We start from the raw sequence: 15,828 nt of genomic DNA, 5'->3' as shown, positions 1-15,828 counted from the left end.
AGCCGATCCGCTGTGACTTGCCGCTTGTAGCTTGCCGCTTGAAGCTAAAAGGAGATCCGAACATGTCCAAGAAAATCTTCGTCACCGACACCATTCTGCGCGACGCCCACCAGTCTCTTTTGGCGACCCGCATGCGCACCGAGGACATGCTGCCGATCTGCGACAGGCTCGACAAAGTCGGCTACTGGTCGCTGGAAGTGTGGGGCGGGGCGACCTTCGACGCTTGCGTGCGCTTTCTGAAGGAAGATCCGTGGGAGCGCCTGCGCCAATTGCGCGCGGCGCTGCCCAACACGCGTTTGCAAATGCTGCTTCGCGGTCAGAACCTGCTGGGGTATCGGCACTACAGCGATGACGTGGTCAAGGCATTCGTCGCCAAGGCGGCGGACAACGGTATCGACGTGTTCCGCATCTTCGATGCCATGAACGACGTGCGCAATCTGCGCGTGGCGGTGGAAGCGGTGAAGGCTTCCGGCAAACATGCCCAGGGCACGATCGCGTACACCACCAGCCCGGTGCACACCATCGGCGCGTTTGTGGCGCAGGCCAAAGAGATGGAAGCGATGGGTTGTGATTCCGTCGCGATCAAGGACATGGCCGGTCTGCTGACTCCCTATGCCACGGGCGAGTTGGTCAAGGCGCTGAAGGCCGAGCAATCGCTGCCGGTGTTCATTCACTCCCACGACACGGCCGGCCTAGCCGCGATGTGCCAGTTGAAGGCCATCGAAAACGGTGCTGACCACATCGACACCGCGATCTCCAGTTTCGCCTGGGGTACCAGCCATCCGGGTACTGAGTCGATGGTCGCGGCCCTTAAAGGCAGCGAATTCGACACCGGCCTGGACCTGGAACTGCTGCAGGAAATCGGCCTGTATTTCTATGCGGTGCGTAAGAAGTATCACCAGTTCGAAAGCGAATTCACGGCGGTCGATACCCGCGTGCAGGTCAATCAGGTGCCGGGCGGCATGATCTCCAACCTCGCCAACCAGCTCAAAGAGCAGGGTGCGTTGAACCGCATGGGCGAAGTGCTGGCCGAGATTCCGCGAGTGCGCAAAGACTTGGGCTACCCGCCGCTGGTGACGCCGACTTCACAGATCGTCGGCACCCAGGCGTTCTTCAACGTACTGGCCGGCGAGCGCTACAAAACCATCACCAACGAAGTGAAGCTTTACCTCACTGGCGGCTACGGCAAGGCGCCGGGGCAGGTGGACGAGACGCTGCGCCGTCAGGCCATCGGCAACGAAGAGCTGATCGACGTGCGCCCGGCCGACCTGCTCAAGCCGGAGATGACCAAGCTGCGCGGCGAGATCGGCGCGCTGGCCACCAGCGAAGAAGACGTGCTGACCTACGCCATGTTCCCGGACATCGGCCGCAAGTTTCTCGAAGAACGTGCGGCGGGCACGCTGGCGCCAGAGCCGTTGCTGCCGATCCCCGAGCCGGGCGCGGTGGCGAGGGCGGGAGGCGAGGGCGTCCCGACCGAATTCGTCATCGACGTTCACGGCGAAAGCTACCGCGTTGATATCACCGGTGTGGGCGTCAAGGCCGAGGGCAAGCGTCACTTCTATCTGTCCATCGACGGCATGCCGGAAGAAGTGGTGTTCGAGCCGCTCAACGAGTTTGTCGGCAGCGGTATTGGCAAGCGTGCCCAGGCCAGTAAGCCAGGCCATGTCAGCACTTCGATGCCGGGCAATATCGTCGACGTGCTGGTGAAGGAGGGCGACAGCGTTCGCGCCGGTCAGGCGGTACTGATTACCGAAGCGATGAAGATGGAGACCGAAGTTCAGGCGGCAGTCGCTGGCAAGGTCGTGGCCATCCATGTCGCGAAAGGCGATCGGGTTAACCCGGGCGAGATTCTGGTCGAGATCGAGGGCTGATAACCCACTGCATAGATAACAGCCCGCCGCGCACAGATGCGGCAGGCTGAACAGTTACCTCTGGGGGAGCTCTCGTGGCTCCTCTTTTTTTGCTTCAGCCAAGCGTCTCCGGCTGTGGGACTCGACGCTCTCAGCGGTGGCGCAGTTGCTCCAGCGTCCTGATTTGCTCACCGTCCTGGAAGTTATCCACAGCCAGCCATGCTTCGAACGCCTGTTGTATTGCAGGCCATTCGCTGTCGATGATCGAGTACCAGGCCGTATCCCGATTCTGACCCTTGAACACGGAATGCTGGCGGAAGGAGCCCTCGAAGCTGAATCCGAAACGCTCCGCCGCACGCTTGGAACGGGCGTTGTTGGCATTGCATTTCCATTCCAGACGACGATTGCCCAGCGCAAAGGATTCCCTCGCCAGCAGGTAAACCGCTTCCGTTGCCTTGGGGGTGCGTTGCATTGAGGCGCCGAAGGTCACATGGCCAATTTCGATGCGGCCCGCGCTCGGGAAAATCGACATCAAGCCCAGAAACCCGTGGATGGTGCCGGTCTGTTGATCGATGACGGTGTAGAACCAAGGATCGGTCGAGCCTTCCAGTCTTGCGAGATAGTCATCGAATGCGCCGCGCTCTGGAAACGGGCCCACGAACAGGTAATCCCACAATTTGCGGTCAGCAGCCGGGCCTTCCAGTGCATCCCACAGCCCATCGCCATGGCGGGCGGCGTTCAATTTTTCCAGACGAATAAAGCGTCCTTGCAGTGTGCGGGTATCCGGCAGCTTGGCCGGTTGCCAGTTTTCAAGATCCGACATGTCGAGAGTCCCTGTCTTACAACGGTTTGCGAAATTGAATATAGCCCGGGCGCTCAGCGATGCGCTCGTAGAGCTGAATGGCGATTGCGTTGGTCTCGTGGGTGAGCCAGTGGACTTTGTCGGCGCCGTCCCGTTTGGCGGTCGCGTAGACGTATTCGATCAGTTGGCGGCCAACGCCCGTGCCGCGCTGTTCCGGCACCACCAGCAAGTCCTGCAAGTAGCAGGCATTGCTGATGCTCCAGTTCGAGCGGTGATAAATGAAATGCACCATGCCCACCGCCCTGCCGTCCTGCCAGGCGAGGGCGGCATTGGTGGGCTCGCTGCTGTCCAGAAACCGCTGCCAGGTGCTCTGTGAAACCGCATCGGCCAGCGTGGTTTTATAGAAGGTCAGATAGGCCTGCCACAACGGTAGCCAGGCGTCGTGATCTTCGGCGGTGACGGGGCGGATGTGGAGGTCAGACACGCGGTGCTACCTGGCTCATCAACTGAGCGATTTTCTGATCGGATGGGTCCTGGCTGAGTGCCAGGCCTTTGCTCACGCCGGCGATGTCTGCGGCGCTGCGGTTCTGGTTGAGCTTGCGCTTGCCTTCCAGCCGCTCGATGGGGATCGCGAAGCCGACGATGCCGTTGAGCATTTTCTCGATGTAATCGGCGGGTGCGTCGCTGACAGCCCAAGGCTCGGCGCGGCTGGCTTCGTGCTTGTCGGTCAGGCCGGTGACAATCCGCAACAGCCGCTCGGGATCAGTGAACACATCGGCACGGCCGTAGGCGTGCACCGCCAGGTAATTCCAGGTGGGCACTACTTTGCCGTGCTCGGCCTTGGCGGCGTAGAAAGACGGGCTGATGTAAGCCTCTGCACCCTGGAAAATCAGCAGTGCTTCAGCGCCCGTCTGGAGGGCTTTCCATTGCGGATTGGCCTTGGCCAGATGCCCGTACAGCGTGCCTTGCGGACCCTGAGTCGGTTCGAGCAACAAGGGAATATGACTCGCCTGCAGTCCGGTCTCGTCAAAGGTGACCAGAGTAGCCAGGCGTGTGGCTTCTATCTGTCCGTGTAGGCTGGCGAAGTCTTCGTCTTTGAAATAACTGGGCATGTACATGAGATTTTCCTTGGCGGCTGAGTCAATCCTAGGCAGCCTATTGGTTCGTTGTAAGAGCCATTAATGGTCTATCTCATAGGGCCAATCCCATGCACGCACCCACGCCCGCGCTGACGTTCGATTTTGCCGGCATTGAGCTGAACCGCCGCCATGGTCTTAGCCGCCAGCTCTATCAGACACTGCGCGAGCGCATCCTCGACGGTCGCTTGTCCGGTGGCACGCGCTTGCCGGCGAGCCGGGATTTAGCGTTATCCCTCGGCATCTCCCGCAACAGCGTGGTGCGCGCTTATGACCAGCTTTACGCCGAAGGCTTTACCGAAAGCCGCGTCGGGGACGGCACTTACGTCGCACTCTTGAGAGAGAAATCGCCCGCTGCAAAAAAACTATCCACACACCTGTCCACAGGGTTATCACCAAGCTTATCAACAGGTTTATCCACAAAACCCCTGATAATGGCGGCCGAATCGTCCAACAATGTTATCCACAGCACAGCAATGCATACGCTGGATCAGCATCATTTGCGGCCTCCCAAAAGCGGCCTGCCCAGGGCGTTTCGCACGGGTGTTCCGGCGTTTGATCTGTTCCCTTTCGACACGTGGGGCAAGCTCCACACGGCTTTCTGGCGTAAGCCGGGCCTCCAGCATCTTGGCTACGGCGACCCGGCTGGCGAATGGCGGCTGCGGGAGCTGATCGCTGCCTATTTGAGGACTTCCCGCGACTTGCGCTGCGCACCTGAGCAAATTGTGATCACCAATGGCGCGCAGCAGGCGATTACCCTTTGTGCACAGCTGCTGCTGGAGCAGGGCGACGTGGTGGCGATCGAAAATCCGGGGTACCGCGCGGCCGGTCATGCCTTCGGGGTAGCTGGCGCCAGGTTGCAGGGCACGGCGGTTGACGACGAGGGCATGCGCAGTCCGGCTCTGGATGACTCAGGCTGCAAGTTGGCGTACGTGACGCCCTCACACCAATACCCGCTGGGCGTGACGATGAGTCTGGCTCGGCGGCTTGAACTGCTCGCGTGGGCTGAGTGCAATCAAAGCTGGATCGTCGAAGACGACTACGACGGCGAATACCGCTACAGCGGCGCCCCGCTGGCGCCGTTGGCAGCGCTGGATCGCAGCGGTCGCGTGCTGTACGTCGGGACATTCGGCAAGGTCGCATTTCCGGCGCTGCGCCTGGGTTATCTGGTGTTGCCGCGCAACCTGGTTGAGCCGTTCAGCCGGCGCCGGGCCGTGGACATGCGTCATTCCGAGGTGGGCACACAGATGGTCATGGCCGAGTTCATCGCGGCGGGTCACTTTCAGCGGCACATCCGCCGCATGCGCCGGGCTGCGTTGAGTCGACGCGATGCATTACTGGCCGGCTGGCCCAAAGAGCTTGCGGGTTGCAGCCCGATGATCAAGCCCGTTGCAGGGCTGCATGTGACCGTCGCAGTGGATACGTTAGAGCGTGAAACGGAACTGGTCGCCAAGGCAGAAAATGTCGGCGTCGAGGTCGCGCCGTTGAGTGAGTATTGGCTGCCGGGGTCAGAGACGCCGGTGGATGATCGGGCCGGTCTGGTCCTGGGGTTTGCAGCGGTGCCTGAGGCCGATATCGCCTCGGCGCTGGCGCGATTGCGAAGTGCATGGCGGGTTTGATCTTGGTGAACCCGATGGCGGCCTGGCGCGTCATCCAGCAGGCACCGGCGTATACTCGCGCCCATCGCAATCCTTCTTCGAGATACGCCCATGAGTCTTCCTCTCTCCGCGGCGCCGCAGCGCAAGCTCGGCGCGCCGCTGATCGCTTTCCTTTTGCTGGTGGTCGGCGCTCTGTTTCTGCAATCCGCCGTTGGCGGCAGGCAAGTGCTGTTGCTGATCGTTGGCGCGGCGCTGGGCCTCACGCTCTATCACGCCGCCTTCGGCTTCACCTCGGCCTGGCGGGTATTCATCAACGAGCGACGCGGCGCCGGCTTGCGCGCGCAGATGGTGATGCTGGCCGTCGCGGTGTTGCTGTTCTTCCCCGCGCTGGGTGCAGGTACGCTGTTCGGCACGCCGGTCACCGGCCTTGTGGCCCCGGCGGGCGTGTCGGTTGTCTTCGGCGCCTTCATCTTTGGCATCGGCATGCAAATGGGCGGCGGCTGTGCGTCCGGCACGTTGTTCACCGTCGGCGGCGGCAATGCGCGGATGCTCGTAACCTTGCTGTTCTTCATCATTGGCTCGCTGATCGCCACGCATCACGTCGATTGGTGGTTCTCGTTGCCGTCGTTCCCCGCCACTTCCATCGTTAAAACCTTCGGCGTGATCCCTGCGTTGCTGATGAGCCTGGCGCTGTTCGCGATCATTGCCCTTGTCACCGTCAAGCTGGAAAAGCGTCGGCACGGACAGCTGGAAGCGGCCGTCACCAGCGAGCATGTTGGCGTGCGCCGTTTCTTTCGCGGGCCGTGGCCGCTGGTGTGGGGCGCGGTTGGCTTGGCGCTGCTCAACTACGCCACGCTGGCATTGGCGGGTCGCCCTTGGGGCATCACCTCGGCCTTCGCGCTGTGGGGTGCGAAAGTCGCCGGTGGTCTGGGGGTGGACGTGGGCAGTTGGCCGTTCTGGCAAATGCCAGCGAACGCCAAGGCGCTGGCCGCGCCGGTGTGGGAGGACATCACCACCGTCATGGACATCGGCATCATGTTGGGTGCGGCAGTGGCGGCAGGCCTTGCTGGACGATTCGCTCCGAGTCTGAAAATCCCGACGCGCTCGTTGATCGCTGCAGTGATTGGCGGGCTGTTGCTGGGTTACGGTTCGCGCCTGGCGTACGGCTGCAACATTGGCGCGTACTTCAGCGGGATCGCCTCAGGCAGCCTGCACGGCTGGCTCTGGCTGGTCGCTGCCTTTGCGGGCAACGCAGTGGGCGTGCGGATTCGGCCGGTATTCTTTGAGGGCGAGCGTCGGCCTGCTGTTTTGACAGGGTGCTGATCGAGTGATTTGAAGGAGGGAGGACGCTTGCCCGCGAGGTGCGGGCAAGCGCTCTTACACAGGATTAACCGGCGATCTGCTCCTTCGCCAGCTTAGCGATGTTTTCCGCCGTGAATCCATACTTGGCCTGCAGCTTCTCGATCGGGGCCGACGCACCGAAGGTGTTCATCACAACCTTCGCTCCGGTCTGGCCGACATACCGATCCCAGCCCACCGGCCCCGCCTGTTCCACCACCACCCTGGCTTTCACGTCCGGCGGCAGCACGCCGTCGCGATAGGCCTTGTCCTGATCCTCGAACAATTCCCAGCTCGGCATCGACACCACTCGCGCCGCAACCCCTTCGGCTTTGAGCGTCTCGAACGCTTCGACGGTCATACCGACCTCGCTGCCAGTGGCGATCAAGATCACGTCCACTTTGCCTTCTACCGCATCGGCCAGCACGTACGCGCCTTTAGTCAGGCCCTCGGCGGCGGCGTATTTCGAGCGATCAAGGGTCGGCAACGGCTGACGCGAGAGCACCAGGCAGGACGGTCTGCTGGTTTGCGCCAGCGCTATTTTCCAGGCTTCGGCCGTTTCGTTGGCATCGCCCGGACGAATCGTCAGCACACCGGGTGTTGCCCGCAGCTGAGTCAGTTGCTCGATGGGCTGGTGTGTCGGGCCGTCTTCGCCGACGCCGATGGAGTCATGGGTAAAGACGAAAATAACCGGCAATTCCATGATCGACGCCAGACGAATCGGCGGCTTCATGTAATCGCTGAACACCAGAAACGTCGAGGTGTACGGGCGGATATAGGACAGAGCCAGGCCGTTCGCGATAGAACCCATGGCATGTTCGCGGATACCGAAGTGCAGGTTTCGACCGCTGTAATTGCCCGCTTCAAAGCTACCGGCTCCGTCGAACGTCAGATTGGTTTTGGTCGACGGCGAAAGGTCTGCGGAGCCACCGATCAGCCAAGGAATCTGCTCGGCGAAGGCGTTCAGCACTTTGCCACCGGACGCGCGGGAGGCAATGCCTTTGGCGTCGGCTTCAAAATTCATCTGCTTGTCTTGCCAGCCTTCGGGCATCTCACCGGCACGCATGCGCTTGAGCTGATCGGCGAGGTCGGGCTGGTCCTTTTCAAACTGGTTGAAGGTCTCAAGCCAGGCGTCGTAATCGCTCCCGCTGCGGTCGAGCAGTGCATCACGCAGGCAATGGCGGGCATCTTCCGGCACTAGGAAGCTGCTGTTTTCGTCCCAGCCGTAGGCTTTTTTGGTCAGTTTGATTTCGTCATCGCCCAGCGGTTCGCCGTGGGCGGCAGACGTATTGTGTTTGTTGGGCGAGCCAAAGCCGATGACGCTGTCGACCACGATCAGGGTTGGTGCATCGCTGGTTTGCTGAAAGGTCTGCAGCGCTTTTGCCAGCGCACTGGCGTCATTGGCGTCTTTGACGTGCAGGGTTTTCCAGCCGTAGCCCTCGAAACGCTTCTGCACATCGTCGCTGTAAGCCAGCTCGGTATGACCTTCGATGCTGATGGTGTTGTTGTCGTAAATCCAGCACAGATTCGACAGCTTCAAATGACCGGCAAGTGAGGCCGCTTCTGCGGTTACGCCCTCCATCATGTCGCCGTCGCCGCACAGCACGTAAACGCTGTAATCGAACAGCGTCGCGCCCGGCGTGTTGAAGTGTTCGCCCAGCCAGCGCTCGCCCATCGCCATGCCGACGCTGTTGGCGCAACCCTGACCCAGCGGGCCAGTGGTGGTTTCCACGCCGGTGGTCATGCGGTATTCGGGGTGGCCCGGGGTTTTGGAGTCCATCTGGCGAAACTGCTTGATGTCCTCAAGGCTCACCGCAGGTTTGCCCGATGGCTTGCCGTGCTCGTCGATCTCGATCACACCGGCCAGGTGCAGCAGTGAATAAAGCAGCATTGAAGCGTGACCGACCGATAGCACGAAGCGGTCGCGGTTTGGCCAGTCAGGGTGTTCCGGGTGGTAGCGCAGGAAATCTTTCCACAGCGTGTAGCCCACAGGGGCAAGCGCCATCGGCGTGCCGGGGTGCCCGGAATTGGCTTTTTGCACTGCATCCATGGCTAGGGTGCGAATGGTGTTGATGGTCAGTTGGTCGCGGTCGGTGTGCGGCGTAAACGTGCGCACTGCGCCTGATCGTTCGGTGGAGTGAGAGTTGGCAGACGAGCTCATTAACGTTCTCCTCGTGACGGGTAGCGGAAGCATCCAGATAGGTGTTGAGCCCTCGGAGGCTGTGATCGTTCCATGAACAATCTGTCAGTCGACCCGGTGGAGAAGCGATTCAGCTTTCCGCTCGTATTTGGTTACATATAGCCTGTGGGCGTAACGAACGAAGTTGTTCTCACGTATTCGAAGCCTTGGGTCGAGCCTTTGCCGACCGATTTAAGCGTATTGCGGAGGTGGCTTTTGCAGGAATTCATCGTCAAGAAGTACCGGGCCATGATCCGGACGTTTACCTACATCGGCTGGTCATTGTTCTGGCTGCTGATTTGGGACGTCGTCGTCACCGTCGACTTCATGCTGTTTCTGGATCGCAAGATCACCCTCCCATCAATGCCCTTGACCCTGTTGGGTTCTGCGCTGGTCGTGCTGACCAGTTTTCGCAATACCAGTGCGTATAACCGCTGGTGGGAGGCGCGCACGTTATGGGGTGCGCTGGTGAATAACTCCCGCAGCTTCGCCCGGCAGGTGCTGACCTTCATTGATGACGAGGACGGCCTGAACCCGGTCAAGGCCACGCTGTTGCGCCGGCACGTCGCTTATGTCGAATGCCTGTCGGCTCATTTGAAGGGCAGTGATTGTGGCGAGCAGGTGACCGCGATGATTTCCCGGGAAGAGTATGAGCGCCGCACGCGCACCAACAACTTCCCCAACGCGATTCTCAATGAGTCCGCGGCGATCATCGCTCAGGAATACAAGGCCGGCCGCCTGGACAGCATTCGTCTGGAACGGCTCGAAGCGACGCTGGTGGAAATCTCCAACAACCAAGGCGGCATGGAGCGCATCGCCAATACCCCGTTGCCTTACCCGTACGTGACGTTCCCGCGCCTGTTCATCACGCTGTTCTGCATCATCGTGCCGATCGGTCTGGTGGAAACGCTGGGCTGGTTCACGCCGCTGGCGTCCACCGTGGTCGGCTTCATGCTGCTGGCGATCGAGAAAATCGGCACCGACTTGCAAAGCCCGTTCAAAGCCTCCGAGCACGAGATCCAGATGAAAGCGCTGTGCGAAAACATCTCCGGCAATCTGAATTCAATGCTGCAGGATGCGATGGACAAGCGGCCGGTTGAGGTGGCTTATTCGTGATGAGGTCATGCCCTTGCTCTGAGAGGGCATGAACGACGCTAGGCGCATCTGGACTGAGAGGATGCTCTATCCGCGAGCTATCCAGCGGTCGAGAGGCCGCTTTTGCATCAAGAATGAAGCCACCGCAAATGCACCTGTTGATACACGAGTTGTGGGAGCGACCGGGGTGGCGTTCCACCTTGCTCGCGAAGAGGTCGGAAGGTGCGCTGAATCTTCAGCGGCTGAAATGCCGTCTTCGTGAGCAAGCCCACTCCCACAGGATTGGGTTTGCTGCGCGAGCAAAGTGTCTGGACGCCGGGTAATTTGCGACCCGTTGCGGGTTACCGACCTTGCGATATGTCTTTGCTCATCGCAGACAAAGGCCTGCAGATCATCATCTGAGCGCCGCCACTCGCTCAGCGCAACTCCCCACACACGTCCAGCTCTACCAGCCGCCGCACTTCATCCCCACTCAGACCAGCCCCCAGCAGCGCATGCAGCTTGCCGAACGCGGCTTCGCGGGTCATGCCGCCGCCGGACAGCACGCCGACGCCCCGCAGCCGGCTGCCGGCCTCATACACATCCAGTTCGACGCCGCCTTCGTGGCATTGAGTAATCGCCACGACCACGATGCCTTTCTGGTGAGCACGCTGAAGGCTGGCGAGGAAGTCGACATCATCGCTAGGCCCTGTGCCGTTGCCGAAGCATTCCAGCACAAGCCCCTGAATACCGCTGTCGATCATGCCGTCGAGCTGAGCACCGCCGATGCCGGGAAACAGCGGCAGCACCGCAACGTTCGCCAGTTGCTTGGGCTGGCGATAGTCCAGTGCCGCCGGCAACGCCGAGGCGGCCTCACCACCCCGTGCGCGATTAAGCGCCGCGAAAGGATTACGGCCGAAGCTGCGAATCTTTGCGCAACGAGTCGGTTCCAGCAGCTCCCCGTGGAAGTACAGATGCACTCCCGCGGCAAGCCCTTGCCCCAAAGCCTGCAAGGCGCCGTTAACGTTTTCCCAGGCATCGCTGTCGGGAACGCCCGCTGGCAACATTGAGCCGGTGAACACCACAGGGGCATTCAGGCCCAACAGTTGAAAGCTCATGGCCGCTGCGCTGTAGGCCAGGGTATCGGTGCCGTGCAGAATCAGCACGGCGTCGCACCCTTGCGCTTCAATTGCATCGACCACCGCCTCACGCAAGCGCTGCCAGTAGGCGGGCGTCATGTTGGCGCTGTCGATCAGGGGGGACATTTCGCGGAACGACCACTGCGGTACCACCATTTCGGGCAGTGCAGCCAGTTGCTCAGCCATGCGCGCTTCAAAGCCGGAAGCGGGTGCCAGCCCGTTTTCGCTGGCCTGCATGCCGATGGTTCCACCGGTATACAGGACCATTACCTGGCGGGCTGATGCGTGGTTTTCGCGATTCATGCCTGTCTCCCTTGATTGACGTTCAAATGATCAACGCGCGTCCGTGACCGGTTTGCCGCCGATCGCTGCCGCGTGCGCTGCAGGCTGCGCAGCATCGGGCTTTGGCCAGGCTTTCAGATCCAGGTCCAGATCGGGGAACTGGCTGGAGTCGAAAACCGGCGTTTTGATGCCGGCTTTACGCTGGGCATCGTAGTCTTTCAGGACCCGCAGCGCGATTTTGAACAGCATTGCCAGCGCGATCAGGTTGACGAAGGCCAGCAGCGTCATGGTGATGTCGGCGAAGGCGAACACCGTGCCCAGATCCTCGACCGCACCCCACAAGATCAACGCCAGAACCAACACGCGGTAGCCGAAGATCGCCTTGCGGTTCTCGCCCAGCAAGAAGCGCAGGCTGTTTTCGCCCAGGTAGTAGTTGTAGAGAATCGAGGTGAACACGAACAGCGCCAGTGCCACACTGATGAACAGCTTGCCCCAGTCACCGACGACGGCGGCGAGGGAGTTCTGCGTCAGGGCAATGCCATCACCTTCGAAGCCGGGGGTATAGAAACCCGACAGCAGGATCAGCAACGCGGTGCAGGTGCAGATGACGAAGGTGTCGAGGAACACGCTGAACGCCTGAACCACACCTTGTGCCACCGGGTGCTCGACCTGAGCCACCGCTGCCACGTTGGGTGCGCTGCCCAGGCCGGCTTCGTTGGCGAAGACGCCACGTTTGACGCCCATGACAATGGCACTGCCGATCAGGCCACCGAACACTTCATCCATGCCGAACGCGCTTTTGACGATGGTCATCAGCATGTGCGGAACGTGTTCGAACTGCACGCCGATGACATACAGCGTGACGGCGATGTAAACCAGCGTCTTGATCGGCACCAGCAGGTCGGCGACCTTGGCGATGCGCTTGATCCCGCCGACGAACACCAGGCCCAGCAGAATCGCCAGACCGACGCCGGCGTAGCTTGGCGAGATCTTGAAGGCGTCGTTGAGCGAGTGGGTCACGGCGTGGGATTGCAGGCCGTTGAAGGCGAACCCGAAGGTCACCAGCAACAGCACCGCCATGATCATGCCCAGCCAGCGTTTGCCCAGGCCGTGCTGAATGTAATACGACGGGCCGCCGCGGTATTGGCCTTCGGCGTCGCAGCGTTTGTACAGCTGGCCGAGGGAGCATTCGAAAAAGCTGCTCGCCATGCCGACAAGGGCAGTGACCCACATCCAGAACACCGCACCGGGTCCGCCGAGGGTGACCGCGATGCCGACGCCTGCGATGTTACCGGCGCCGACGCGGCCGGCAAGGCTCAGCATCAGGGCCTGGAACGAACTCAATTGGCCCGCGCTGCTGCGCAGACTGTCGCGGAACACCGCGAACATGTGAAAGAAGTGACGGAACTGAACGAAACGCGAGCGAATCGTGAAATATCCACCGAGCCCAACAATGAGCACGATCAGTACTTTTCCCGAGAGGAAGTCGTTGATGACTTCAAGCATTGGTGTTTCCTCGCTTTCTTAGAGGGTGCGCACTATACCGGCGCGCGTTATTGGAGTCTTTATCCGGTTTGTTTCATGCCCAAATGACGCCGGGCAAAAAAAAGGGCCTGGAAGCGTGTGCTCCCGGCCCTCAAAAGGGTGAGGGGTGTCTAGACCCTCAGCCTGGTGATCGTGTTGCAAGTGTCGCAAGGGGGCCGGACGGATCAAGCCTTCAAGGGCACGAGTCGCGGCGCAATCATGTTCTCGGGGCGCAGGATGTCCGCCAGCATGACGTCATCGAGCAAGCCCTCTTCGCGCACCAGCTCCAGCACGCCACGGCCTGTTTCCAAGGCGACGCGGGCGATACGGGTGGCGTTTTCGTAACCGATGTACGGGTTCAGCGCAGTGACGAGGCCGATCGAGTGCTCGACCAGTTCACGGCAGCGCACTTCGTTGGCGGTGATGCCGACTATGCAGTGCTCGCGCAGCATGTCCATGGCGCGCTGCAGCAGGCGAATCGAGTCGAAGATCTTGTAGGCGATCAACGGCTCCATCACGTTGAGCTGCAACTGGCCGCCTTCGGCAGCGATGGTCAGCGCCAGGTCGTTGCCCATGATTTCGAAGGCGCACATGTTCACCGCCTCCGGAATCACCGGATTGACCTTGCCCGGCATGATCGAGCTGCCTGGCTGACGCGCAGGAAGATTGATTTCGTTGATGCCGGTGCGCGGACCGCTGGAGAGCAGGCGCAGGTCGTTGCAGATCTTCGACAGCTTGACTGCAGTGCGCTTGAGCATGCCGGAGAACAGCACGAAAGCGCCCATGTCGGAGGTGGCTTCAATCAGGTCGGCAGCCGGCACCAGCGGCTGGCCGCTGATGGTCGCCAGACGCTGAACGGCCAGGTGCTGATAACCAGGGTCAGCGTTGATGCCGGTACCGATGGCAGTGCCGCCCAGATTGACTTCGGTCAGCAGCTCAGGCGCCAGACTGCGCAGGCGATTGAGGTCTTCAGTCAGCGTGGTGGCGAAGGCGCGGAATTCCTGACCCAGGGTCATTGGCACCGCGTCTTGCAATTGGGTACGGCCCATTTTCAACACGTGGTTGAACTCGTGACCTTTGGCCGCGAACGCCTGAATCAGGCTGTCGAGGCTGGCGAGCAGCGCGTCGTGGCCCAACAGCAAACCCAGGCGAATGGCCGTCGGGTAGGCGTCGTTGGTGGACTGCGCCATGTTCACGTCGTTGTTCGGGTGCAGGTATTTGTATTCGCCCTTGGCATGGCCCATCGCTTCGAGCGCGATGTTGGCGATGACTTCATTGGCGTTCATGTTGGTGGAGGTGCCGGCGCCGCCTTGAATCATGTCGACAACGAACTGATCGTGGAAATCACCGCGGATCAGTCGTGCGCAGGCTTCGCTGATGCCCGCATGCTTCTCGCTGCTCAAATGGCCCAGCTGATGGTTTGCATCCGCCGCTGCCTGCTTGACCATCGCCAGCGCTACGACCAGCTTGGGGTAGTGCGAAAGCGGAACGCCAGAGAGGCGGAAGTTGTGCACTGCGCGCAGGGTCTGGATGCCGTAATACGCTTCAGCGGGTACTTCGAGAACGCCAAGCAAGTCTTTTTCGATGCGAAATGATGCAGCGGAGGACATGATAGAGAAAGTCTCAAGATGGGCACGGACTAAGCCGGAACGCCCTTGATACTAGGCCTGTGGGCTATTCTGGACCAATGCTGTAAAACGCTGCCCTATGCACAATCGGCATAATGTCGCTGTGACGCGGGGATTGTGACGAGCGTGTGAATCAGTGTATGAGGCTCCTGTTCGCACCCGCGAATGCGCAACTTTTAAGGCTGGAGAAACGATGAACCTGGAAAGCAAATGGCTGGAAGACTTCAGCGCGCTGGCCGCGACCCGCAGTTTTTCCCAGGCGGCGGAGCGTCGGTTCGTCACGCAACCGGCCTTCAGCCGGCGCATTCGCAGCCTTGAAGCGGCCCTTGGCCTGACGCTGGTCAATCGCTCGCGCACGCCAATCGAGCTGACGGCGGCGGGGCAGTTATTCCTTGTCACCGCGAGGACAGTGGTCGACCAGCTCGGCGAGGTGCTGCGTCATTTGCACCATCTGGAAAGCGGGCAGGGCGAGGTCATGCAGATCGCCGCTGCCCACTCGCTGGCGCTGAGCTTCTTCCCGCGGTGGATCGCGCAGCTGCGCAACGAAGGACTGAATATCGCCACGCGCCTGGTCGCTACCAACGTCGGCGACGCGGTGCATGCGCTGCGTGAAGGCGGTTGCGATCTGATGCTGGCGTTCTATGACCCCGACGCCGCACTGCAGATGGACGCCGAGATCTTCCCGTCGCTGCACCTGGGCGTGACCGAAATGCTGCCAGTCTGCTCAACCGATGAAGAGGGGCGTCCGCTGTTCGACCTGGAAGGGGAACAGAGCGTGCCGCTGCTGGCGTACAGCGCGGGTGCGTTCTTGGGTCGCTCGGTGAACCTTCTGTTGCGCCAGCGCAGCGTGCGCTTCACGACGATTTACGAAACGGCGATGGCCGACAGCCTCAAGGGCATGGCGCTCCAGGGGCTGGGTATCGCGTGGGTGCCGCGCCTGAGCGTGACGGCTGAGCTCGAACGGGGAGAACTGGTGATCTGCGGCGGCACTCAGTGGCACGTCCCGCTGGAGATTCGGCTGTACCGATGCGCGCTGGTTCGCAAGGCCAATGTCCGGCTATTGTGGCGCAAGCTGGAAGCGGGCGGCAGCTCGCCAGCCGCCTGACTTCGGAGTCAGTAAACCCGGGCTTCCGTGGGCCGGTTTGGTAGGCTGACAGGAGGTCGCGGGCAGTCTGTCAAACGAGAGTCTTTGCGGTATACTCCGCGGCCTTCGGCCGGTTCGACTGGTCATAATTTGTACGACAAGCCACGCCGGTTTTCCCGCGTGGCTTGTTGTTT

General features: G+C 61.0%; 12 protein-coding genes. 5 read left to right on the top strand and 7 right to left on the bottom strand.

Annotated features, from left to right (window positions below; genetic code table 11):
• The first annotated feature begins 62 nt into the window (after window positions 1–62).
• Window positions 63–1,871: a sodium-extruding oxaloacetate decarboxylase subunit alpha gene (gene oadA, locus AC07VF_RS07425; protein WP_495008338.1), complete on the top strand. Its 1,809-nt coding sequence runs from the start codon at window positions 63–65 to the stop codon at window positions 1,869–1,871.
• A gap of 130 nt (window positions 1,872–2,001) precedes the next feature.
• On the opposite strand, the gene AC07VF_RS07420 is transcribed toward oadA, so the two are convergent.
• The 3 genes from AC07VF_RS07420 to AC07VF_RS07410 are packed head-to-tail and all read right to left on the bottom strand — an operon-like array spanning window position 2,002 to window position 3,770.
• Window positions 2,002–2,673, bottom strand: coding sequence for a GNAT family N-acetyltransferase (locus AC07VF_RS07420; protein ID WP_495008339.1), 672 nt, complete (start codon window positions 2,671–2,673; stop codon window positions 2,002–2,004).
• 16 nt (window positions 2,674–2,689) lie between these two features.
• Window positions 2,690–3,136 carry a GNAT family N-acetyltransferase gene (locus AC07VF_RS07415; protein ID WP_495008340.1) on the bottom strand — a complete coding sequence of 149 codons (447 nt, stop codon included), beginning with the start codon at window positions 3,134–3,136 and terminating at the stop codon, window positions 2,690–2,692.
• The gene (locus tag AC07VF_RS07410) at window positions 3,129–3,770 is read right to left on the bottom strand and encodes an FMN-binding negative transcriptional regulator (RefSeq protein ID WP_495008341.1); all 642 of its coding nucleotides are present in this window, start codon (window positions 3,768–3,770) and stop codon (window positions 3,129–3,131) included. Before AC07VF_RS07410 ends, AC07VF_RS07415 begins: the two co-directional genes overlap by 8 nt.
• A gap of 89 nt (window positions 3,771–3,859) precedes the next feature.
• Here AC07VF_RS07410 and pdxR point away from each other — a divergent pair, with 89 nt between their 5' ends.
• Window positions 3,860–5,407, top strand: a complete 1,548-nt coding sequence (pdxR, locus tag AC07VF_RS07405) for a MocR-like pyridoxine biosynthesis transcription factor PdxR (RefSeq protein WP_495008342.1) — start codon at window positions 3,860–3,862, stop codon at window positions 5,405–5,407.
• 90 nt (window positions 5,408–5,497) lie between these two features.
• Complete coding sequence (locus AC07VF_RS07400) at window positions 5,498–6,709, top strand: YeeE/YedE family protein (protein ID WP_495008343.1); 1,212 nt, start codon at window positions 5,498–5,500, stop codon at window positions 6,707–6,709.
• Window positions 6,710–6,773: 64 nt separating this feature from the next.
• On the opposite strand, the gene tkt is transcribed toward AC07VF_RS07400, so the two are convergent.
• Window positions 6,774–8,885 carry a transketolase gene (gene tkt, locus AC07VF_RS07395; protein ID WP_192174537.1) on the bottom strand — a complete coding sequence of 704 codons (2,112 nt, stop codon included), beginning with the start codon at window positions 8,883–8,885 and terminating at the stop codon, window positions 6,774–6,776.
• A 267-nt stretch (window positions 8,886–9,152) separates the two neighbouring features.
• Between tkt and AC07VF_RS07390 the strand changes: the two genes are divergently transcribed.
• The gene (locus AC07VF_RS07390) at window positions 9,153–10,019 is read left to right on the top strand and encodes a bestrophin family protein (protein ID WP_407073263.1); all 867 of its coding nucleotides are present in this window, start codon (window positions 9,153–9,155) and stop codon (window positions 10,017–10,019) included.
• 395 nt (window positions 10,020–10,414) lie between these two features.
• On the opposite strand, the gene AC07VF_RS07385 is transcribed toward AC07VF_RS07390, so the two are convergent.
• The 3 genes from AC07VF_RS07385 to AC07VF_RS07375 all read right to left on the bottom strand — a co-directional run bounded on the left by AC07VF_RS07385 (window position 10,415) and on the right by AC07VF_RS07375 (window position 14,532).
• Window positions 10,415–11,419 (bottom strand): asparaginase, encoded by a 1,005-nt coding sequence (locus AC07VF_RS07385; protein ID WP_192174539.1) that lies wholly within the window; start codon window positions 11,417–11,419, stop codon window positions 10,415–10,417.
• A gap of 30 nt (window positions 11,420–11,449) precedes the next feature.
• Window positions 11,450–12,904 (bottom strand): alanine/glycine:cation symporter family protein, encoded by a 1,455-nt coding sequence (locus AC07VF_RS07380; protein ID WP_192174540.1) that lies wholly within the window; start codon window positions 12,902–12,904, stop codon window positions 11,450–11,452.
• A 203-nt stretch (window positions 12,905–13,107) separates the two neighbouring features.
• Complete coding sequence (locus AC07VF_RS07375) at window positions 13,108–14,532, bottom strand: aspartate ammonia-lyase (protein ID WP_192174541.1); 1,425 nt, start codon at window positions 14,530–14,532, stop codon at window positions 13,108–13,110.
• Window positions 14,533–14,743: 211 nt separating this feature from the next.
• On the opposite strand from AC07VF_RS07375, the gene AC07VF_RS07370 reads away from it, so the two are divergent.
• Window positions 14,744–15,655: a LysR substrate-binding domain-containing protein gene (locus tag AC07VF_RS07370; protein ID WP_192174542.1), complete on the top strand. Its 912-nt coding sequence runs from the start codon at window positions 14,744–14,746 to the stop codon at window positions 15,653–15,655.
• Window positions 15,656–15,828: the final 173 nt, after the last annotated feature.

It is taken from the genome of Pseudomonas sp. GW821-FHT02H06, from assembly GCF_059421525.1.
This window is presented reverse-complemented; position numbering and strand designations above follow the sequence as displayed.